We start from the raw sequence: 22,191 nt of genomic DNA on the forward strand, positions 1-22,191 counted from the left end.
GAAGGAGGCGCGTGATGAAGCGCAACCGGACCTTGTTGTGGTGCGCCGTTCCGGCGCTCGCGCTCTATGCGCTGCTGAGCCTGTATCCGCTGTTCAAGGCCGCGCGGATGAGCCTGACGGATTTCTCCGGCGTGGGCGACGCGCACTGGATCGGGCTCGCGAACTACGTCGCGGCGTTTCGCGATCCGGCGAGCCTGCATACGCTCGCGGTCACGTTCGCGTATGCGGCGATCGTCGTGATCGTGCAGAACGGCCTCGGGCTGCTGTTCGCCGCGCTGCTGTTCTCGCTGCCGCGGCTGCGCGGCGCGTTGCGCGTCGGGCTGCTGGTGCCGAGCATGTTCTCGGCGGTGATCGCCGGCTTCGTGTGGGAGTACCTGTACTCGCCGCTCGGCGGCGGCATCAACGAGCTGCTGCACCTGGTGCATCTGGACGCGCTGCAGCAGGTCTGGCTCGGCGATCCGTCGGTCACGCTGCCGGCCGTCACGGCCGTGCACGTGTGGATGTACGTCGGCTATTCGACGGCGATCTTCCTGGCCGGCTACCTGAACATTCCATCGGAGCTGCACGACGCGGCGAAGCTCGACGGCGCGAATGCATGGGTGCGCTTCACGCGCATCGACCTGCCGCTGCTCGCGCCGGCGTTCACCGTGAACATCACGCTGAGCACGATCGGCACGCTGAAGACCTTCGAGCTGCCGCTCGTGCTGACCAACGGCGGGCCGGACGGCGCGACGACCACGCTCGGGCTGCAGATCTTCCACAGCCTGTTCAACGACTACAAGTTCGGCTTCGCGAGCGCGCTGTCGATGATCATGCTCGCGATCGTCGTGGTGGTCGCGACCACCCAGAACACGATCCTGCGCCGCCGGGAGGACAACCTGTGAACGTCATCCGTCAACGCTTTCATGCGGACCATCCGGCCGCCGGCACGTCGGGCGGCGGGCTGCGCGCGGCCGCGCTGCTGCGCCGCATGCCGGGGTTCGCGCGCCTCGTCGCTGCAATCGCGATCGTTGCGATCGTGCTGCTGCCGACGATCTACATGGTGCTGATGTCGCTGCGCACCGGCGACGACATCATCGCGCGCCCGCTCGGCCTGCCCGACCACGTGTTCTTCGGCAACTACGCGGCCGTGTTCACGCAGATGAACTACTGGCGCAGCGTCGCGAACACGATCGGCATCACGCTCGCGGTCACGTTCCTCGTCGCGCTGCTGTCGTCACTCGCCGCGTATCCGCTCGCTCGCGTGAAGGGCCGGCTGTCGACCGCGGTCTACATCGTGCTGACGCTCGGCCTGACGATCCCGATGTTCGTCAGCCTGACGCCGCTCTACGTGCTGTTCCGCGACCTGCACCTGCTCAACACGTATCTCGGCGTCGTGCTCGCGTACACCGTGCAGAGCCTGCCGCTCGGCGTGTTCTTCTATACGAGTTTCCTGAAGCGGATTCCGCTCGAACTCGAGGAAGCCGCGGTGATGGACGGCTGCAGCCCGCTGCAGGTGTACTGGTACATCGTGCTGCCGCTGTTGCGGCCGATCACCGGCACGCTCGCGATGTTCGTCACGCTGTCGGTGTGGAACGACCTCGTCTATCCGCTGCTGTTCCTGACCGACTCGTCGAAGTTCACGATCACGGTCGCGGTGTTCCGCTTCATCGGCACCAACGACATCGATCCGACCAAGCTGTTCCCGGCGGCCGTGATGGGCACGCTGCCGCTGCTCGTGCTGTTCTTCCTGCTCCAGCGCAGGATCGTCGCGGGCATCACGGCCGGCGCGGTCAAGGGGTAAAACCATGATGAATCCATTCGAATCGCTCGACGGCCGCGTGGTCGTCGTCACGGGCGGCGGCGACGGCATCGGCCTTGGCATCGTCGACGTGCTCGCGCAATGCGGCGCACAGGTCGTCGTCGCGGAGAAGAACGCCGCGCGCGCCGACGCGGTGCGCGAACGGCTCGGCGGCCGCGACGCGCTGTTCGTCGCGACCGACGTGGCCGACCCCGCGAGCGTCGCCGCGCTGTTCGAGCGCGTCGACGCGCATCACGGCCGGCTCGACGGGCTCGTGAACAACGCGGGCATCACGCTGCACGGCCCGTTCGACGCGTTCTCGCTCGACGATTGCGACCGCCTGTACCGCACCAACCTGCGATCGATGTTCCAGTGCGCGCAGCTCGCCGCGCCGCGCATCGCGCGCGCCGGCGGCGGCGCGATCGTCAACATCGCGTCGAATCATGCGGGCGCGAGCGTGCCGGGCTTCGAGATGTATGCGGCGACCAAGGGCGGCATCGTCGCGATGTCGCGCGCGATGGCGACGAGCCTCGCGCCGCAGCGCATCCGCGTGAACACGCTGAGCCCCGGCTTCACGCTGAACGCGCCGATCGGCGCGGCGCTCGAGCGCGATCCCGCGCTGCTCGATGCCTATCGCGCGCTGCACCCCGCGCAGCGCATCAACGAGCCGGCCGATATCGGCCGGATCGCCGCGTTCCTGCTGTCGGACGCGGCGATCGGCATCGCCGGCGCGGATCTCGTCGCCGACAACGGCATGTCGGCGCTGCTGTTCAACCGCACACGTTCATCCACATGAAGATCACCGAAATCGAAACATTCGCGGTCGCGCCGCGCTGGCAGTTCGTGAAGGTCGGCACCGACGAGGGGCTGGCCGGCTGGGGCGAGCCGATCGTCGAAGGGCGCGCGGCCACGACCGCCGCGGCCGTGCACGAACTGGCCGACTATCTGATCGGCCGTGACCCGCGGCACATCGAGGACCTGTTCCAGGTCATGTATCGCGGCGGCTTCTATCGCGGCGGCCCGATCCTCACGAGCGCGATCTCGGGTATCGAGCAGGCGCTGTGGGACATCAAGGCGCGCGCGCTCGGCGTGCCCGTCTACGACCTGCTCGGCGGCCCGGTGCGCGACAAGGCGCGCGTCTATGCGCACGTGAAGGGCGATACGCCCGACGAGATGGCCGCGAATGCGCGGCAGCTCGTCGAAGCCGGCTATACGGCACTGAAGATGGGCGTGGTCAACGCGACCGACTGGATCGAGTCGCCCGCGGCGATCGATCGCGCGGTGGCCCGCTTCGGCACGGTGCGCGACGCGATCGGCAAGGAGGTCGGGCTCGGCATCGACTTCCACGGCCGCGTGCGGCGCCCGGTGGCGAAGGCGCTCGCGAAGGCGCTCGCGCCGTTCGATCCGATGTTCTACGAAGAATTGCTGCTGCCCGAACACAACGATGCGCTGCGCGAGGTCGCACGCGACTGCGCGGTGCCGCTCGCGACCGGCGAACGGCTCTTCACGCGCTGGCAGTTCAAGGAACTGCTGCAGGAAGGCGTCGTCGACATCGTGCAGCCCGACGTGAGCCACACGGGCGGCATCTGGGAACTGCGCAAGATCGCGGCGATGGCCGAAGCGTACGACGTTGCGGTCGCGCCGCATTGCCCGCTCGGCCCGCTCACGCTCGCGGCGTCGCTGCAGATCGATTTCTGCACGCCGAACGCGTTCATCCAGGAGCAGTCGACCAATGTGGCCTATCACGACGACAACGCGATGTATGCGTACACGCGCGGCATCCCGTTCGCGTTCGACGCGGGCTACGTCGCGCGTCCGGATGCGCCGGGGCTCGGCGTCGAGATCGACGAGGAGAAGGTGCGGGCCGCCGCCGCGATGGGGCACCGCTGGCGCAATCCGGTGTGGCGCCGCGAGGATGGTTCGGTCGCCGAATGGTAACCGGCACGAACGGACGAGGAGAAACGCAATCATGGCAAGTGTGACGCTCAAACAGATCCGCAAGCGCTACGACGACGGCGCGGACGTGATCAAGGACGTCAGCCTCGACATCGAGGATGGCGAATTCATGGTGTTCGTCGGTCCGTCGGGCTGCGGCAAGTCGACGATGCTGCGGATGCTGGCCGGGCTCGAGGAGATCACGTCGGGCGACCTGCTGATCGACGGCCGCCGCGTCAACGACGTGCCGGCCGCGAAGCGCGGGCTCGCGATGGTGTTCCAGAACTACGCGCTGTACCCGCACATGACGGTGTTCGAGAACATGGCGTTCGGCCTGAAGCTCGCCGGCGTCGACGCGGCCGAGACACGCACGCGCGTCGGGCAGGCGGCCGAAGCGCTGCGGCTGTCCGCGCTGCTCGAGCGCAAGCCGAAGGCGCTGTCGGGCGGCCAGCGGCAGCGCGTGGCGATCGGTCGCGCGATCGTGCGCAAGCCGGGCGTGTTCCTGTTCGACGAACCGCTGTCGAACCTCGACGCGGCGCTGCGCGGCGGGATGCGGCTCGAACTCGCGCGGCTGCATCGCGAGCTCGGCAGCACGATGATCTACGTGACGCACGACCAGGTGGAAGCGATGACGCTCGGCGACCGGATCGCGGTGTTCAACGGCGGGCGCATCGAGCAGGTCGGTTCGCCGCTGTCGCTGTACGAGCAGCCGGCCAATCATTTCGTCGCGTCGTTCCTCGGCTCGCCGTCGATGAACTTCCTGCCGTGCCATGCGCACGGCGGCGCCGATGCGATCCGTTTCGACGTGCCGGGCGGCTCGCTCGCCGCGACGCCGGACGACCCGCGCGCATGGCCGTCGGGCGCGTTGCAGCTCGGCATCCGGCCCGAGAACCTCGTCGTCGGCGCGCCCGGCACGGGGCTCGACGGGCGCGTCACGCATGCCGAGCATCTGGGCGACGCGACGATCGTCTATGTCGAGCTCGCGGGCCACGACCGGCCGCTGTCGGTCCGGCAGAACCGCGACGCGTACACGGTCGCAGCGGGGCAGCCGGTCGGCGTGCGCGTCGACATGCGGCACGCGCACTTTTTCGACGACGCGGGCCGCGCACTCTGAATCCGGCCGGCACGCAGGTTCCGCCCGCCGCTCGGCGGGCGGCCGAAGTCACGCATAAACAAGACATTCGATGACGACAGTAAAACTGGTACAGGGCGCGAACGCGATCCTGGGTGAGGGCCCGCTGTGGTGCGAACGCTCGGCGTCGCTCTACTGGATCGACATCAAGCGCACCGCGCTCTACCGCTACACGCCCGGCCAGGGCCAGACGGGCTTCTGGCTGCTGCCGGAGCTGGCCGGGTGCGTCGCGAGCGTCGACGACGGGCGGCTGCTCGTCGCGCTGAAAAGCGGCCTGCACCTGTTCGACCCCGCATGCGGCGCGCTCGAACGGCTGGCCGATGCCGGGCACGCGCGGCCGTCGCTGCGCTACAACGACGGCGCGGTCGACGCGCGCGGGCGTTTCTGGGTCGGCACGATGGCCGACGACGGCGACGGCCCCGGCGATCTGCATTGCTTCGAACACGCGCGTGCGTCGCGCGTCGCGGTGGCCGGCTTCGCATGTGCGAACGGGATGGGCTGGAGTCCGGACGGCACGACGATGTACGTGACGGACTCCGGGCGCCGCACGATCTTCGCGTACGACTTCGATGTCGACGCGGCGCAACTGTCGAACGCGCGGCCGTTCGCGACGTTCGACGATGCGCGTGGCGTGCCCGACGGGCTCGCGGTCGATGCCGAAGGCGGCGTGTGGTCGGCGATCTGGGACGGCTGGCGGCTGCATCGCCATGCGCCGGACGGCACGCTGGACGCGGTCGTCGAGATGCCGGTGCAGCGGCCGACGAGTGTCGCGTTCGGCGGCGCCGATCGCGCGACGTTGTTCGTCACGTCGGCATCGGTCAACGTCAGCGCGGACGGGTTGTTGCGCGGGCCGCTCGCGGGCAGTTTGTTCGAGACGCGGCCGGGCGTGGCCGGGCTTGCGCCGCATTGCGTCGCCGCGGAATGGGTCGAGGCCGCGACGACGTCCGGGTGAACACGGCAAGCCCGGTATCGAATTCTGGAAGGGCGGCAGGCAGACAGATCGCTCTCGATCCTGCCGATCGACGTCACCTGAAACGGGGGTAGCAATGTCATATGTTCGAGCGGGCCATGTTCTGGTCATGTCGGGAATGCTTGGCTTGATCGTGTCGGGGTGCGGCGGCGAAGCGGACAGCGTGCCGGGTGTGAGTCAAAGCGCCGGCGTGCCGGAAGCGGCTGCATTTCAGGTGGACCGGCCCAACGTCGTGGGCCGCTCGAATATCGTGCTCGGCAGCCCCAATCTGTCGAACACGCAGGCGATGCCGCTTGGCAACGGCCGGTTGGGCGCGGCTGTCTGGTCGGAAAACGGCCTGACCGTCCAGCTCAATCGCAGCGACACGCTGCCGAAGCGGCTTTCGCCCGGTCAACTGGTCGTTCCAGGGTTGTCGACGATCGCGAATGCCGCGGATTATCGCGGCGTTCTCGATCTGTATAACGGCGAATTCCGCGAAAGCGGCGGCGGCATGACGGCCACGGCCTACGTTCAACCCGACACCGATGCGCTGGTGATCGATGTGACGGGTGCCGATCCGGCCAGGCCGCAGACGGCCACCCTGCGTCTGTGGTCGCCGCGCACACCCACGGCGAGCGTGGCGGGACAGTCGATCGGCGTATTGTCGCAAGCGTGGGTCGACGGCAAGGCGGGCGACGCGAACGGCAGTTCCGGACAAGCCTTCGGCGCGCTGGCCGCGATCACCGCAGTGGGCCGGAACGTCACCGTTTCGACGGCGGCCGACTCGCTCTCGGCGACGGTTGGTTTCACGCCGAACGCGGACGGAACGTTTCATATCGTCGTCGGCGCGCCGCACTACGACGGCAGCCAGGCTGTGCCGGCACTGGCGAGCGCGAGTGTCTCTGACACCGCGCCGGCGGCGCATGCGCAATCGTGGAACGCCTTTTGGGCGCGGACCGGGTTGATCAAGCTGACTTCGTCGGACGGTAGCGGCGAATACATGGAGAATCTGCGGAATCTCTATCTCTATTCGGCGCAGGCCGAGAACAAGGATACGTATCCCGGCTCGCAGGCCGGTGTCGGCGACTTGTTTGCCTGGACAGGCGATGCCCATCGCTGGGACCCGGCCGGATACTGGCACTGGAATCTGCGCATGCAGGTCGCGGCGAACCTGTCGGCCGGCCTGCCCGATCTCAATGCGCCGTACTTCAATCTTTATCGGGACAATCTGGCCAGTATCAAGGCGTGGACCCAGGCCAATATCGGCGGAGACGGAACGAGCGCTTGCGTGCCGGAGACCATGCGGTTCAACGGAAACGGAAAGCAGATCAACAGTGCCGGAGTACTGGTGTCGAACTGCAGCGCGAGTGCGGGGGCCAACTACAACGCCCGCACGCTGTCGACCGGGGCGGAGGTGTCGCATTTCATCTGGTCGCAGTACCTGGCGACCGACGACTTGAGCTTCCTGGCCAGGCACTATCCGTTCATGGTGGCGGCCGCCCGCTTCATGCTCGGCTATCAGCGTGTCGGCGTGGACACGCTGCGCCATACCGCTCCGACCAACGCGCACGAGACGCAATGGGACGTCCGGGATTCGACCACCGATCTCGCCGCGATCCGGACGCTTTACGCCGATACCTTGAATGCGAGCCAGGTGCTGAAACGCGCCGGTCAGTCGATCGACGGCACGCTCGTGAGCGAGCTCGACGCGGCGTTGCCGCTGACGCCGGATTATCCGCGCACGCAGTCGTCGGGGGCGCTGACGCTGCTGCCCGCATCGGCCGATTCGGCCGGCACGGATGTGATCGCCGATTCGTACTTGCCGGCGGCGGCCAACCGGAATTCCGAAAACATCGGTCTGGAGCCGCTCTGGCCGTTCGACCAGATCGGCGATACGTCGGCGCTGTATGCCGTGGCACGGCGGACATTCGTCAGTCGTCCATACAAGACGACGAACGACTGGAGTTTCGACCCGATCCACGCGGCCCGGCTCGGGCTCGGCGACGAAGTCAGGCAGACGCTGATCACGCTAACGGAAACGTATCAGAAGTATCCGAGCGGCTTCGCGCAATTCGCCGGCTCGGGCGAGCCGTACGTCGAACAGACCGGCGTGGTCGCGGCGGCCCTGGCGGAGTCGCTCGTGCAGGACTACGACGGCGTCATCCGGATTGCGCCGGCCGTGCCCGGCGGGTGGGACTATGACGGGACGGTATTTGTCCGCGGCAATACGCGGGTCAACGTGCAGGTTCGCCATGGCATTCCGGTGACCGTCGTGATCGAGCCAGGCTCGAATGCCGCGCTGACCGTGCGCAATCCGTGGCCCGGCACTGCCGTCACGGCAACCTCGGCCGGGCAGCGCCTGCCCGTCACGACGCAGGGCGCCAACCTGATACTGCAACCCGGCGGGACGCATGCGATCGTCATGAGAAGTGCTGCTGTCGCGGGTTTGCCGCCCGCGCTGGTCAGTGGAACGGTTGCGACGGCCGCGAAACATCTCGGCCCGGTTCAGATCGGCCTGTAACGTGCGCGTTCGGCAGGCGGGCCGGCTATTCCGGCCGTCGGCCCCGGGCCGGCCGTTCCGGTCGCGTCGTAGCGCCCCGGGACGCCGCGCATCGCGTCCATCACGTGCGCCGCGACCGGGCTGTCGATTCACGGACGACGAGCCATGCATCGAGCATCGTATGCGACGCGGGCGATTTGCCCGCGAGCGCATCGAGCAGCGTCGTCATCGCGACTTCGCCTGCGCGCTCGGTTTCGGTGTCGATCGATGTCAGCGTGGGCGAGGTGAGCTTGCCGAGCTCGAGGTTGTCGAAGCCGCATACGGCGACGTCGCGCGGGATCGCGATGCCGAGCCGTTCCGCTTCCTTGATGAAGCCGGCCGCGATCATGTCGTTGTAGCAGATCACCGCGTCGGGCGGGTCGGCGGACAGCATCACCGATGCGCACACGCGCTCGCCGTCGGCGACGGTCGCGCGCGGCACGCTGAACGTCTTCAATGGCAGCCCGGCACGCGCGAGCACTTGCGCCGCGCCAGCACGCCGTTCGTTGTCGGCGCGCGCGTTCGGCAGGCTGATGTACGCGAAGCGCTGATACTTTTCCATCAGCAGGTGCTGCGCGAGCAGTTCGCCCGCGCGGGTCGAATCGGAGCAGAGCGTGAGCAGGCCGTCGCGCGGCGCGGAGCCGACCGCGACGACCGGCTTGCCGAGGCTCGCGGTCCAGCGCAGGTCGTCGTCGGGCATGCTGGTGTTCAGGATCAGCCCGTCGACGCGCCGGCTCAGCTTGGTCAACGCCGGCCGTTCGCCCTTGCGGTTCTCGTCGGCATCGACGATCAGGACCACGAAATCGTTGCGCTGCGCGATCCGGTTCACGCCCTTGACCATCGCGGTGAAGTACGGGTTGAGAATGTCCTGGATCACGACGCCGACGGCGCCCGTCTGGCCGGTCGCCATCGAGCGCGCGAGCGGGTTCGACTCGTAACCGAGCTGCGCGATCGCCTCGGCGATGCGGCGCTCGACGTCGGGCGAGAAGCGCTTCGTCTTGTTGATGAACTTGGAGACGGTTCCGATGGAGACGCCGGCTGCGGCGGCGACTTCGTTGATCTTGGCCACGGTGAAAGTGTGTGTCAGTGCATTTTGCCGGCGAGCATAGCATGCGCGCCGACGGCGGCGACCGTGCGGCAATGCTGGATGCATGCCGCGCGGCCGGACTCGGTAGTATCCCTTGGAGGGCCAGAATTTTCTTGAAAAAGCGCCATCGCACACCGACAATGAAAACGCTTTCCCTTTTCGCGAGCATAGCACGCGCGCATTCCGTTCGAAACGTATCGGAAAACGACGCACGACAACCGCCGCGAAATTTTTTTGCCGTGACGGGAAAGCGCTTTCCCTATTCAGACGAAAACAAGGAGGAGATCTTGATGCGACAGTATGGGTGGATCGCGGCGCTCGCATTGGCGGTGCCCGCCGCGGCGCAGGCCGAATCGAGCGTGACGGTATGGGGGCGGGTCGGCGGCGACGTGCAGTACCTGAGCGGCGTGCAGAACGGCCCGCATTCGACGGGCTCGCGCTTCTCGGAGGGCAACGACTGGGGGACGAGCATCCTCGGCCTCACGGGCAAGGAGGATCTCGGCGGCGGCAACCAGGCCGTGTTCTGGCTCGAATCGGCGATCAACGCGGCGAACGGCAACTACGGCGGCGGCGTGCTGTTCCAGCGCGGCGCGTGGGTCGGGCTGAAGAACGAGCGCTACGGCTTCCTGCGGCTCGGGCAGGGGTCGTTCATCAACAGCTACATCTGGTCGTACGATCCGCTGCTGGAGGAAAACTATTCGGTCGAGTCGCTGACGTCGTATCGCAACGGGCCGAAGCTGTCGAACGGGATCCGCTACGAGTCGCCGAAGTTCGGCGGCTTCTCGTTCGCGTTACAGGCGAACCTCGGCAACAGCTCGGACGGCTGGCTGCGCGGCTCGACGGGCAACGTGAACGCCACGGGCCTGTCCGACGGCGCGACGCTCGCGTACACGCACGGCGACTTCGAAGTGCGCGCGATCTGGAACGAGATCCGCAACCAGTACGGCCGCGAGGACAACCTGTTCACCGCGTCGCAGGAGGCGTTCATCGGCGTACGCGACCGCTTCGGCCCCGCGCTGGTGCAGCTCGGCTACACGCGCTACAGCGCACCCGACACGCCGGCCGGCCTGTCGCGCACCGCGAACTACTACTGGGGCGGCGTGACCTACGACGCGACGCCGTTCCTGCATCTGCAGGGCGCCGTCTACTCGATGAAGATCGATGCGGGCAAGTGGACCGCCGATCACAGCGGCGAAGGGCGCTCGACGATCATCGGCCTCGGCACGATGTACGACCTGTCGAAGCGCACGTTCCTGTATGCAACCGCCGCGCACGTGTTCAACAGCGCGAATGCGAACCTGGGCGTGAACCCGCAGTCGCCGGGGCTCGGCAACGGCAACGGACTCGGGGCGTCGCCGATGCCGGGGCATGGCCAGACGGGTGTTTACGCCGGTATCGAGACGCTCTTCTGATCGATACGGAACCGTACGGCAAATCGCATACGTCAAATAGAGGAATCCTATGCAAGCAGCAAGCAAGCGACATCGAGAACCATCGAATCCGCCGCGCCTGATCGCGCTCGACTGGGGCACCACGTCGCTGCGCGCGTACCTGATGGCGGACGCGCGGATGGTGCTCGACGCGCGCGCCGCGCCCAAGGGCGTGATGCAGATCGGCGGCGCGGAGGTCGCGATCGCGGATGCGTGCGATGGGGCGTTCGAAGACGTGTGCGGCGCGTGGCTCGATGCGTGGCCGGCGCTGCCGGTCGTCGCGGCCGGCATGGTCGGCAGCGCGCAGGGCTGGCGCGATACGCCGTATGCGGACGTGCCGATCGACGCGGACCGGCTCGGCGCCGCGCTGCATGCGGTGCGCACGCGGCGCGGCGCGGCCGTGCACATCGTGCCGGGGCTGATCCAGCGCGGCGAGCTCGCGAACGTGATGCGCGGGGAAGAGACGCAGATCGTCGGCGCGCTGCACGCGGGCGGCGCCGCGCATGCAGCGGCCGCGACGCGCTGGATCGGCCTGCCGGGCACGCATTCGAAGTGGGTCGCGGTGCGCGGCTCGCGGATCGAGCGCTTCCGGACTTTCATGACGGGCGAGCTGTATGCGCTGCTCTGCACGCACAGCCTGCTCGGCCGCACGATGCGGCCGGCGCCGGCGTTCGTCGAGGCGGCGTTCGAGCGTGGCGTGCGCACCGCGCAGGCCGGCCATGCGACCGGGCTGCTCGCGACGATCTTCGGCAGCCGCGCGCGGCTGCTGGCCGGCGAGCTCGCGCCGCACGAGCAGGCCGATTACCTGTCGGGCGTGCTGATCGGCCACGAGCTCGCGGGGCTGGCCGCCGAAGGCGACGGGCCGGCCGGCGCGCCCGGTGCCGATGCGCCGCGGCCGATGCTGATCGGCGACGCCGCGCTGTGCGCGCGGTACCGGCACGCGGCCACGCTGTTCGGCTGGCCGCCCGTCGACACGATCGATGGCGCGGCGGCGGCCGGCCTGTGGGTGCTGGCCGAGCGGGCGGGGCTGCTGGCGGCGGCAAGCGAGGGGGCGGCGGTTCGTCTCGACGAACCGGCTGCCGCACTGGGTGGGCGGCACGACGATCGACAGGCAGTCGATCCGGTGCCGGATAACGCATGCAACATTTCGGGAGACTCACGTTGAAACACTGGAAGATGGTCGTCGCGCCGCTCGTCGGCGCACTTGCCGCATGCGGCGGCGGAGAATCGCCGGACGGCGCGGCAGTCACGGGGCAGCAACTGGCTGCCGCGCCCGCTGCGGGGCAGCAGGCCGGCGCGACGCCGGGCACGCTGTACGTCGATTGCTCGTCGGGCAGTAACGGAAACGGGAATGGGAACGGCAACGTGAAAGCCTCGCCCGCGACGCTCGGCACGCCGGCCCATCCGGTCGACGATCTAGCCACGCTGAACCGGATCGTGCTCACACCCGGCACGCATGTGCGCTTCAAGCGCGGCACGACCTGCTACGGCAGTTTTTCACCGGCGGCCGGCAGCACGGGCGCGGCCGGTGCGCCGATCGTCGTCGACGCGTACGGCGATCCGAAAGCGCCGCGGCCCGTGATTGCGGCCGGCTGCACCGATGCCGCGACCGACCCCGGCCAGTCGATCACCGAGCAGCACAAGACGGCGAGCGGATTCAGCGGCTATTACTCGCTGTGCAAGTCGGACAACCCGACCGTGAACCGCGCGGCCATCTATCTGTACAACACGCAGTACTGGGACATCCGCTCGCTCGAGCTGACCAACGACGCGACGACGCCCGGCGGGCGCCTCGGGCTGTATGTGCGGCTCGAGGATTACGGCACGGGCAGTCACTATCACGTCGACGACGTGTACGTGCATCACGTTCGCGGCTATCTGCAGGACGTCGCCGGCAATACGGTCGGCTCGTACAAGACGACGGGCGGGATGCTGTTCGAGGTGACGCGCGACAACGAGGTGGTCGGCACGAAGGAGAAGCCGACCGGCTTCGACGACATCTCGGTCGAGAACAGCGAGATCTACAACGTCGACGCGGTCGCGCTGTCGACCCGCTCCGCATGGATGTGCCGCGTGGGCGGCGCGCCGTGCGGCGACTATCCGCCGTACAAGGGCAACCCGGCCTACCTCACGAACCCGGCCACGCAGGCCGCGTCGGAGTATTTGCCGATGACGCGCGTCGTGTTGCGCAACAACCTGATCCACAACGTCGGCGGCGACGGCATCATCGTGCGCACCGCAACCGCGCCGGTCGTCGAGGCGAACCACCTGTACGACATCTGGATGCGCGCGCCGGGCAACAGTGCCGGTGCGTGGGCGATCAACACCGACGATGCGCTGTTCCGCTACAACGAAGTCAACGGCGTGCGGCTCCAGAACAACATCGAGGCCGGCGACGGGATGGCGTTCGACGCGGATCTCGGCACGCGCAATACGCGGGTGACCGCGAACTTCAGCCACGACAACGATGGCGGGCTGATGCTGTTCTGCGGATGCGGGTCCGACGGACTGGGTCACGTCGCGCAGGAAACCGGTGCGATCGTCGACAACAACCTGAGTCTGAACGACAAGCGGCGCATCATCTCCGCCGCCGGGTCGGCCGACTCCGTCGTGCGCGACAACGTCGTGATCACGCGCACGCCGGGCCTCGTGACGCCGATCGTCGAGAATCTCAGCTACGCGAACGCGTTCCAGGTGACAGGCAACCGCTTCTACAACGCATCGGACAGCGGCGCGATCTTCCGGACGAAGAATCCACAAGGCAGCTACGCGAACATCGTGTGGAGCGGCAACGCGTACTTCGGTTATGCGGCGGATCCCGAGTTCGCCGGGCCGAACTATCGCCATGGCGCCGAGCCCGATACGGTCCAGCCTTTCGCCGGGCAGAACGTCGACGCGGTAGCCGGTGCCTGGTTCGCGGCGAGCGGGTTCGACCGGAACCGGTATCGCGCGCCGCGCGTGCACTGACGGTACGGGCGGGTGTGCCGATGCGCGGCGACGGCCGACGCCGCTGCCGCGCGCGACCCGCTGTCCGTGTCAGCGGGTCGCAGGCCGGACGGCCGCCCGGTTTGATCGTCGTCAAGGTCCAAACCCGCCACCCGCCGATGATGGTGACAGGGTCGCGCGCGCTCCCGCGCGCGGCAACTCACCCCAGCGAGGTTCGCATGTACGAGAAGATCATGGTGGCCGTCGACGGCAGCGCTTCGTCGAAGCAGGCCCTGGCCGAGGCAGTGAAGGTGGCGCTGGCGGGCGACACGCACGTCAGCGTCGTGTACGTGGTCGACAAGTCGGTGCTGTTCACGTATGCCGGCCGTTTCGACCCGCATGCGCTCGTCGAGGAAATTCGCGAGGACGGCATCAAGGTGCTGCGCGAAGCCGAACAGATCATCGCGCTGGCCGGCGCGAAGGGCGAAGCCGAGCTCGTCGAGACCGAAAGCATCGGCGAGGACGTCGCGGAGCGCCTGCAGCGCTACGTGAAGGAGCACGGGATCGATCTCGCGGTGGTCGGCACGCACGGGCGGCGCGGGCTCCGGCGCGTGCTGCTCGGCAGCGTCGCCGAGCGTTTCCTGCGCGGCTCGAACTGCCCGGTGCTGCTGATTCGCGGCGACGATGCCGACGTTCCGGCCGCCGCCGCTGCGGCCTGATGCGGCGGGTACGCGATGATACGTCGCCAGTACCGGATCGTCGTCGCGGCGATCGCCGTGTTCGTGTCGCTCACGGGGATGATGGCCGTGGTGAGCGGGCTGCTGTTCGATAATCCGGTCGCGCTGCGCGGCGGCGCGATCGCGCTGATCGTCGGCGTGGCCGGCTTTGTCGTGATGCTCAACCCGGGGCCGAAAGGCGAGGGGTGACGCGATACGCGCGATGCGTGCGATACGTGCGCAGTTACGTGCCGCGCGCATCGGACGCCGCCGCCCGCTCGGGGCCGGCCGGCACATTCAGCCGTTTCAACGTTTCCGCCTGCTCCGCATTCTTCGGCTCGATCTTGCGCGCCTGCGCGAACGCATCGCGCGCTTCATCCTGCCGCCCCAGCTTCCACAGCACTTCCCCCTTGTGCGTCAGGCCGGTCGCCCGCGCATCGCCGTCGCCGTCGTCCTTCGCGAAGATCGCGATCGAGCGGTCGAACCACGCGAGCGCTTCGTCGTTGCGGCCGAGGCGATACAGCGCCCAGCCCTTGCTGTCGAGCGCATACGCATCGTTCGGCGATTGCGCGAGATGCGCGTCGATCATCGCCAGCCCGCGATCGACTTCGACGCCCGCGTCGACGAGCCGATAGCCGATGTCGTTCAGGCGGTTGTCGGGAATCTCGCCGAGGTCGAGCACGGCAGCCACGCGGCCGGCGTCGCGTTGCGCGATCGCCAGCGACAGCAGCTTGGCGACGATCTGTTGCCGCAGTGCGCTGCCGATCCGCCCAGCATCCCGGTATGGAGATTGACGTTGCGCGGCGTGCGCGATTGCGCGTAGTACGTGTAGCCGTTCGCATCCGAGTAGCCGCACGCCGGATATTCATGCTCGACATCCAGCACGTACGGGAAGCTGCCGAGCGGCGTGTCGCCGGACGGGCCGACCAGCCGGAACGATTCGCCCAGGTCGCCTTCGCCGATGATCGGGTTGAACACCCATTGCTTTTGCGGATGCGATGTCGGCAGACGGATCCGGACGGTGCGCCCGGCGGCATCGGTCGTGCCGAAGATCACGCTGTCGCGCTGGCCCGGCTTGACGGGCAGGCCCGCGATGACCTGGCCCGGCAGGAACAGCCGGTATCGCGCATTCGGCAGCGGCTGGTGCGTGACGGGGTCGCGCAGCACGAACCGATGAACGTAAGCGCCTTTGCCGAGCGACGCCGCCGGCAATGCATGCGGCGAAAAAGCGCGATGTCATATGAATGCGGTTTTTATCTGTAAATGTGTAATTGACCGATGGCCGGTAATGCATCGAATGCGTTGCGCAGTTTTCTAAGAACGGCGCGCCATGGCCGGTCGTTTTCGATGGAAACCGCCGGGTCGTTCAGCGCGATTCGACACGGGCGCCGCCCGACGTTTCGATGCGCGCGATGCTCGGGGATACCCGCGGAGCGGACCGGGAAAGCACCTTCCCGTACGCAGCATAGCGGGGGATACGGCTCAGTCGGTCCCCATTTCAAGTTGTTGCGCACGGGCGAACGATCTCGTGATTTGTATCAAGCCGTGATATGTTGATCCGAAAGACAATTCCCTCGATCCGGACGAAAGAAACGAATACGGACGGAACAGGCGAAATCCGATCGTCCTTTACAACCGGTATTTCGCCTCCTTAAATAATCAGGGTCTGCCAAGAGACCGGAAAAACGAGATCCCCATGAGCCATTTCCTGGATAGATTGCGTTATTTCTCCACCACGAGGCCGAGCTTCTCCGACGGACACGGCGCCGTCACGGACGAGGACCGGAAATGGGAGGACGGCTACCGGCTTCGCTGGCAGCACGACAAGATCGTTCGATCGACCCACGGCGTGAACTGCACGGGTTCGTGCTCGTGGAAGGTCTACGTCAAGGGCGGGATCGTCACCTGGGAAACCCAGCAGACCGATTACCCGCGCACGCGCCCCGACATGCCGAACCACGAACCGCGCGGTTGTTCGCGCGGCGCTTCGTATTCCTGGTATCTGTACAGCGCGAACCGGCTCAAGCATCCGATGGTGCGCAGCGCACTGGTGAAGCTGTGGCGTGAACGCCGCCGCACGCTCGCGCCCGTCGACGCGTGGCGCTCAATCGTCGAGGACGACGACGCGCGGCATGCGTACCAGAGCCGCCGAGGGCTCGGCGGCTTCGTGCGCGCGAGCTGGGACGAGGTCAACGAGATCGTGGCGGCCGCAAACGTTTACACGGTCGAGCGGCACGGCCCCGATCGGGTGGTCGGCTTCTCGCCGATTCCGGCGATGTCGATGGTGTCGTATGCGGCAGGCTCGCGCTACCTGTCGCTGATCGGCGGCGTGTGCCTGAGCTTCTACGACTGGTATTGCGACCTGCCGCCCGCGTCGCCGCAAACCTGGGGCGAGCAGACCGACGTGCCGGAATCGGCCGACTGGTACAACTCGACGTTCATCATGATGTGGGGCTCGAATGTCCCGCAGACCCGCACGCCGGACGCGCACTTCCTCGTCGAGGCGCGCTATCGCGGCACCAAGGTCGTGTCGGTGTTCCCCGACTATTCGGAAGGCGCGAAGTTCGGCGATCTGTGGCTGCACCCGAAGCAGGGCACCGACGCGGCGCTCGCGCTCGCGATGGGCCACGTGATCCTGAAGGAGTTCCACCTGGCCGGGAAGAGCGACTACTTCATCGACTACTGCAAGCGCTATACGGACATGCCGTCGCTCGTGCGCCTCGTGCCGCACGGCGACGGCTACGTGCCCGAGCGCCTCGTGCGCGCGTCCGACTTCGACGATGCGCTCGACGAGGCCGCGCACCCGGACTGGAAGACCGTGACGATCGACGACGCGACCGGCGAATTCGTCGTGCCGGTCGGCTCGGTCGGGTTCCGCTGGGGGCAGCAGGCGGACGCCGACAAGGGCAAGTGGAACCTGCGCGGCGAAACGTCGAAGGGCGCGGCGCTGTCGCCGCGGCTGTCGTGCACGGCCGCGCACGACGAGGTCGTCGACGTGCTGTTTCCGTACTTCGGCAACCAGCCGCACGCGCACTTCAAGTCGACGGAGCACGCCTCCGAGCTGTCGCGCCGGATCGGCGTGCGGCGCGTCGCGACGCGCAACGGCGACATGCTGGTCGCGACCGTCTACGACCTGTTCGTCGCGAACTACGGGCTCGACCAGGGGCTGGGCGGGCGCGACGTGGCCGCGAGCTACGACGACGATCTGCCGTACACGCCGGCGTGGCAGGAAACGATCACCGGCGTGAAGCGCGCGGACGTGATCTCGGTCGCGCGGCAGTTCGCGGAGAACGCGCACAAGACGCAAGGCAAGTCGATGGTGATCATCGGCGCGGGGATCAACCACTGGTTCCACATGGACATGTCGTACCGCGCGATCATCAACATGCTGATCATGTGCGGCTGTATCGGCAAGCCGGGCGGCGGGTGGTCGCATTACGTCGGCCAGGAGAAGCTGCGTCCGCAGACGGGCTGGACCGCGCTCGCGTTCGCGCTCGACTGGAGCCGGCCGCCGCGCCACATGAACGCGACGTCGTTCTTCTACGCGCACACCGACCAGTGGCGCTACGACACGATGGACCCGAGCGCGCTGCTGTCGCCGCTCGCGGACAAGACGCAATTCCACGGCGCGCCGATCGACTACAACGTGCGCGCCGAACGGATGGGCTGGCTGCCGTCCGCGCCGCAGTTGTCGGTGAATCCGCTGAAGGTCGGCGCGACCCTCGGCGACCCCGCCCAGGCGAGCGCCGACGTCGCGCGGCAACTGAAGGCCGGCACGCTGCAGATGGCGTGCGAGGATCCGGACGCCCCGGACAACTTCCCGCGCAACCTGTTCGTGTGGCGCTCGAACCTGCTCGGCTCGTCGGGCAAGGGCCACGAGTATTTCCTGAAGCACCTGCTCGGCACGACCAACGGCGTGCAGGGCGAGGATCTCGGCGCGACGGGCGGCGCCCGGCCCGAGGAAGTGAAGTGGCACGACGAAGCGCCGCGCGGCAAGCTCGACCTGCTCGTCACGCTCGACTTCCGGATGTCGACCACCTGCATGTATTCGGACGTCGTGCTGCCGACCGCGACGTGGTACGAGAAGGACGACATGAACACGTCCGACATGCACCCGTTCATTCACCCGCTGTCGGCGGCGGTCGATCCCGCGTGGGAATCGAAGAGCGACTGGGAGATCTTCAAGGGGATCGCGAAGCGCTTCTCCGAGCTGTGCGACGGGCATCTCGGCGTCGAACGCGACGTGGTGCTCGCGCCGATCGCGCACGATACGCCGGGCGAGCTCGCGCAGCCGTTCGACGTGCAGGACTGGAAACGCGGCGAATGCGAGCCGGTGCCGGGCCGCACGATGCCGGCGGTGATCACCGTCGAGCGCGATTATCCGAACACCTACGCGCGCTTCACGTCGCTCGGCCCGCTGATGGACAAGCTCGGCAACGCGGGCAAGGGCATCGGCTGGGATACGAAGGACGAAGTGAAGCTGCTCGGCGCGCTCAACTACAAGGTCGCCGACGGCGCCGCGCAGGGCCGTCCGCGCATCGACACCGCGCTCGATGCGGCCGAGGTGATCCTCGCGCTCGCGCCGGAAACCAACGGCGAAGTCGCGGTGAAGGCATGGCGCGCGCTGTCCGGCATCACGGGCATCGATCACACGCATCTGGCCGTCGCGCGCGAGGACGAGAAGATCCGCTTCCGCGACATCCAGGCGCAACCGCGCAAGATCATCTCGTCGCCGACGTGGAGCGGGATCGAATCGGAGCACGTGTCGTACAACGCGGGCTACGTGAACGTGCACGAGCTGGTGCCGTGGCGCACGCTGACGGGCCGTCAGCAGCTGTACCAGGATCATCCGTGGATGCGTGCGTTCGGCGAGTCGCTGTGCGCGTACAAGCCGCCGGTCGACACGGGCAGCTACGCGCACATGGTCGGCCAGCGCTCGAACGGCAACCCCGAGCGCGTGCTGAACTTCCTGACGCCGCACCAGAAGTGGGGGATCCACAGCACCTACACCGACAACCTGCTGATGCTGACGCTGTCGCGCGGCGGCCCGATCGTGTGGATGTCGGAGGACGACGCGAAGGCGATCGGCGTGGTCGATAACGACTGGATCGAGTGCTACAACTCGAACGGCGCGTTGTGCGCGCGGGCGGTGGTGAGCCAGCGGATTCCGTCCGGGATGGTGATGATGTACCACGCGCAGGAGAAGATCGTGAACACGCCGGGCTCCGAGATCACCGGTACGCGCGGCGGCATTCACAACTCGGTCACGCGCATCGCGCTGAAGCCGACCCACATGATCGGCGGCTACGCGCAGCTGTCGTACGGCTTCAACTACTACGGCACGGTCGGCTCGAATCGCGACGAGTTCCTGATCGTGCGCAAGATGAGCAAGATCGACTGGCTCGACGGAGAAGAAACCGCGGTCGACCCCACCACGCAATACGCGGTTCGCGCTGGAGAAACGTCATGAAAGTACGTGCACAGATCGCGATGGTGCTGAACCTCGACAAGTGCATCGGGTGCCATACCTGCTCGGTGACCTGCAAGAACGTGTGGACCAGCCGCGAAGGGATGGAATACGCGTGGTTCAACAACGTCGAAACCAAACCCGGCATCGGCTATCCGAAGGACTGGGAGAACCAGGACCGCTGGCGCGGCGGCTGGCAGCGGCGCGCCGACGGCAAGATCGAGCCGCGTCTCGGCGGCAAGTGGCGATTGCTCGCGCAGATCTTCGCGAACCCGCATCTGCCCGAGATCGACGATTACTACGAGCCGTTCACGTTCGACTACGGCCATCTGCAGGAAGCCGGCAACACGCGCGCGATGCCGGTCGCGCGCCCGCGCTCGCTGATCAGCGGCCAGCGGCTCGAGAAGATCGAGTGGGGGCCGAACTGGGAGGAAATCCTCGGCGGCGAGTTCGAGAAGCGCGCGAAGGACTACAACTTCGAGAACGTGCAGAAGGACATCTACGGGCAGTTCGAGAACACCTTCATGATGTACCTGCCGCGCCTTTGCGAGCACTGCCTGAACCCGGCGTGCGTCGCAGCGTGCCCGTCGGGCTCGATCTACAAGCGCGAGGAAGACGGCATCGTGCTGATCGACCAGGACAAGTGCCGCGGCTGGCGCATGTGCGTGTCGGGATGCCCGTACAAGAAGATCTACTACAACTGGCAGAGCGGCAAGGCCGAGAAGTGCATCTTCTGCTATCCGCGGATCGAAGCCGGCCAGCCGACCGTGTGTTCGGAAACCTGCGTGGGCCGCATCCGCTACCTCGGCGTGCTGCTGTACGACGCCGACCGGATCAGCGAAGCCGCCAGCGCGGAAAACGAGAAGGACCTGTACGAAGCGCAGCTGTCGCTGTTCCTCGATCCCGAGGACCCGGCCGTGATCGCGCAGGCCGAGCGCGACGGCGTGCCGGCCGCGTGGATCGACGCCGCGCGGCGCTCGCCGACCTACAAGATGGCGATCGACTGGAAGATCGCGTTTCCGCTGCATCCGGAATACCGGACGCTGCCGATGGTCTGGTACGTGCCGCCGCTGTCGCCGATCAACTCGGCCGCGAACAGCGGCGCGCTCGGGATGAACGGCTACCTGCCGGACGTCGAATCGCTGCGCATTCCGCTGCGTTATCTGGCGAACCTGCTGACGGCCGGCGACGAAGCGCCCGTGAAGCTCGCGCTCGAACGGCTGCTCGCGATGCGCGCGTTCATGCGCGCGCGTCACGTCGACGGCATCGACGCGCGCGGCGTGCTCGACCAGGTCGGGCTGTCGCTCGCGCAGGTCGAGGAGATGTACCGCTACCTCGCGATCGCCAACTACGAGGATCGTTTCGTGATCCCGACGACGCATCGCGAGTATGCGGAGAACGCGTACGACCTGCGCGCGTCGTGCGGCTTCTCGTTCGGCAACGGCTGTTCCGACGGCCGTTCCGAAGCGAGCCTGTTCAGCCCGAAGAAGGGCAGCAAGACGATTCCGATCCACGAGGCATCCCGATGAGCAACGCACCCGACCCGACCTATGCGGCGTTCGCGGCGCTGCTCGACTATCCCGGCGAAGCGCTCGTCGACGTGCTCGATTCGATCGAAGACCACCTGCGTGAGCGCGCGCGCGTGCCGAAAGCGGTGCGCGCGGGTCTCGACCGGTTCTTCGCGTACGTGCGCGAGCGCGACCTGCTGACGTTGCAGGAGAACTATGTCGCGCTGTTCGATCGCGGCCGCGCGACGTCGCTGCATCTGTTCGAACACGTGCATGGTGAATCGCGCGATCGCGGCCAGGCGATGGTCGATCTGCTGCAGATGTACGAGCGACACGGGCTGGCGCTGAACCCGGGCGAGCTGCCCGACTATCTGCCCGTGTTCCTCGAATACCTGTCGCGGCTGCCGGCGTCCGACGCGCGCAACCTGCTTGCCGAAACCGGCGAGATCCTGCGCGCGCTGGCCGGTCAGCTCGCGCAGCGCGGCAGTCATTACAGCTTCGTCGTCGGTGCGCTGCTGCCGCTGGCCGGCCTCGCGCCGGTCGACGCGCCGGCCGCCGCGGACGACGACGTCGCCGCGGAGCGGCCGAGCGCCGACGATTACCGCGCGCTCGACGCGTCGTATGCGGATGAAGCGGTGCGCTTCGTCGGCGCGGCCACGCCGGCCGAGCAGACGGTGCGATTCCACGACAAGCGGCCGGCCCGCGGCGCGTAAGCGCGGGCCC

18 protein-coding genes are annotated in these 22,191 nt (G+C 67.5%); 15 read left to right on the forward strand and 3 right to left on the reverse strand.

All coding sequences use genetic code 11. The annotated features are described in order from the left end of the window. The first annotated feature begins 14 nt into the window (after positions 1-14). From DCN14_RS33520 to DCN14_RS33550, 7 genes are all read left to right on the forward strand, one after another. Positions 15-884, forward strand: coding sequence for a sugar ABC transporter permease (locus DCN14_RS33520; RefSeq protein WP_096508549.1), 870 nt, complete (start codon positions 15-17; stop codon positions 882-884). Beyond that, a complete protein-coding gene (locus DCN14_RS33525; RefSeq protein WP_096508548.1) occupies positions 881-1,783 on the forward strand; it encodes a carbohydrate ABC transporter permease in 903 nt (300 codons plus the stop codon). The genes DCN14_RS33520 and DCN14_RS33525 overlap by 4 nt, the downstream gene beginning before the upstream one ends. A 4-nt stretch (positions 1,784-1,787) precedes the next feature. Next, positions 1,788-2,576, forward strand: coding sequence for an SDR family oxidoreductase (locus tag DCN14_RS33530; RefSeq protein WP_096508547.1), 789 nt, complete (start codon positions 1,788-1,790; stop codon positions 2,574-2,576). Continuing rightward, entirely contained in the window at positions 2,573-3,718 is a 1,146-nt protein-coding gene (gene dgoD, locus DCN14_RS33535; protein ID WP_096508546.1) for a galactonate dehydratase, read from the forward strand. Before DCN14_RS33530 ends, dgoD begins: the two co-directional genes overlap by 4 nt. A gap of 31 nt (positions 3,719-3,749) precedes the next feature. Then, a complete protein-coding gene (gene ugpC, locus DCN14_RS33540; RefSeq protein WP_096508545.1) occupies positions 3,750-4,829 on the forward strand; it encodes a sn-glycerol-3-phosphate ABC transporter ATP-binding protein UgpC in 1,080 nt (359 codons plus the stop codon). Between the two features lie 70 nt (positions 4,830-4,899). Then, positions 4,900-5,799, forward strand: coding sequence for an SMP-30/gluconolactonase/LRE family protein (locus tag DCN14_RS33545; RefSeq protein WP_096508544.1), 900 nt, complete (start codon positions 4,900-4,902; stop codon positions 5,797-5,799). A 136-nt stretch (positions 5,800-5,935) separates the two neighbouring features. Continuing rightward, positions 5,936-8,317, forward strand: a complete 2,382-nt coding sequence (locus DCN14_RS33550; RefSeq protein WP_096508543.1) for a glycoside hydrolase — start codon at positions 5,936-5,938, stop codon at positions 8,315-8,317. Between the two features lie 100 nt (positions 8,318-8,417). Here DCN14_RS33550 and DCN14_RS33555 read toward each other — a convergent pair whose 3' ends face one another. Then, positions 8,418-9,404: a LacI family DNA-binding transcriptional regulator gene (locus DCN14_RS33555; protein WP_240327449.1), complete on the reverse strand. Its 987-nt coding sequence runs from the start codon at positions 9,402-9,404 to the stop codon at positions 8,418-8,420. Between the two features lie 308 nt (positions 9,405-9,712). Between DCN14_RS33555 and DCN14_RS33560 the strand changes: the two genes are divergently transcribed. The 5 genes from DCN14_RS33560 to DCN14_RS33580 all read left to right on the forward strand — a co-directional run bounded on the left by DCN14_RS33560 (position 9,713) and on the right by DCN14_RS33580 (position 14,703). Next, entirely contained in the window at positions 9,713-10,834 is a 1,122-nt protein-coding gene (locus DCN14_RS33560) for a porin (protein WP_096508541.1), read from the forward strand. A 49-nt stretch (positions 10,835-10,883) separates the two neighbouring features. Continuing rightward, positions 10,884-12,017 carry a 2-dehydro-3-deoxygalactonokinase gene (locus DCN14_RS33565; protein ID WP_096508540.1) on the forward strand — a complete coding sequence of 378 codons (1,134 nt, stop codon included), beginning with the start codon at positions 10,884-10,886 and terminating at the stop codon, positions 12,015-12,017. Then, positions 12,014-13,819: a right-handed parallel beta-helix repeat-containing protein gene (locus DCN14_RS33570; RefSeq protein WP_162826271.1), complete on the forward strand. Its 1,806-nt coding sequence runs from the start codon at positions 12,014-12,016 to the stop codon at positions 13,817-13,819. Before DCN14_RS33565 ends, DCN14_RS33570 begins: the two co-directional genes overlap by 4 nt. Positions 13,820-14,016: 197 nt before the next feature. Next, positions 14,017-14,496: a universal stress protein gene (locus DCN14_RS33575; RefSeq protein ID WP_096508538.1), complete on the forward strand. Its 480-nt coding sequence runs from the start codon at positions 14,017-14,019 to the stop codon at positions 14,494-14,496. A gap of 15 nt (positions 14,497-14,511) precedes the next feature. Continuing rightward, positions 14,512-14,703 carry a DUF2964 family protein gene (locus DCN14_RS33580; protein ID WP_096508537.1) on the forward strand — a complete coding sequence of 64 codons (192 nt, stop codon included), beginning with the start codon at positions 14,512-14,514 and terminating at the stop codon, positions 14,701-14,703. 34 nt (positions 14,704-14,737) lie between these two features. Here the strand turns inward: DCN14_RS33580 and DCN14_RS38875 are convergent, their stop codons facing one another. Further along, positions 14,738-15,184: a tetratricopeptide repeat protein gene (locus tag DCN14_RS38875; protein ID WP_240327450.1), complete on the reverse strand. Its 447-nt coding sequence runs from the start codon at positions 15,182-15,184 to the stop codon at positions 14,738-14,740. After that, positions 15,139-15,660 carry a hypothetical protein gene (locus DCN14_RS38880; protein ID WP_240327451.1) on the reverse strand — a complete coding sequence of 174 codons (522 nt, stop codon included), beginning with the start codon at positions 15,658-15,660 and terminating at the stop codon, positions 15,139-15,141. Before DCN14_RS38880 ends, DCN14_RS38875 begins: the two co-directional genes overlap by 46 nt. A gap of 529 nt (positions 15,661-16,189) precedes the next feature. Here DCN14_RS38880 and DCN14_RS33590 point away from each other — a divergent pair. The 3 genes from DCN14_RS33590 to narJ are packed head-to-tail and all read left to right on the forward strand — an operon-like array spanning position 16,190 to position 22,181. Further along, positions 16,190-19,963 (forward strand): nitrate reductase subunit alpha, encoded by a 3,774-nt coding sequence (locus tag DCN14_RS33590; protein ID WP_096508536.1) that lies wholly within the window; start codon positions 16,190-16,192, stop codon positions 19,961-19,963. Then, positions 19,960-21,489, forward strand: coding sequence for a nitrate reductase subunit beta (gene narH / locus DCN14_RS33595; protein ID WP_096508535.1), 1,530 nt, complete (start codon positions 19,960-19,962; stop codon positions 21,487-21,489). The genes DCN14_RS33590 and narH overlap by 4 nt, the downstream gene beginning before the upstream one ends. Then, complete coding sequence (gene narJ, locus DCN14_RS33600) at positions 21,486-22,181, forward strand: nitrate reductase molybdenum cofactor assembly chaperone (RefSeq protein ID WP_096508534.1); 696 nt, start codon at positions 21,486-21,488, stop codon at positions 22,179-22,181. The genes narH and narJ overlap by 4 nt, the downstream gene beginning before the upstream one ends. Positions 22,182-22,191 lie beyond the last annotated feature (10 nt).

The organism is Burkholderia sp. IDO3, assembly GCF_003366075.1.
Taxonomy (GTDB): domain Bacteria; phylum Pseudomonadota; class Gammaproteobacteria; order Burkholderiales; family Burkholderiaceae; genus Burkholderia; species Burkholderia anthina.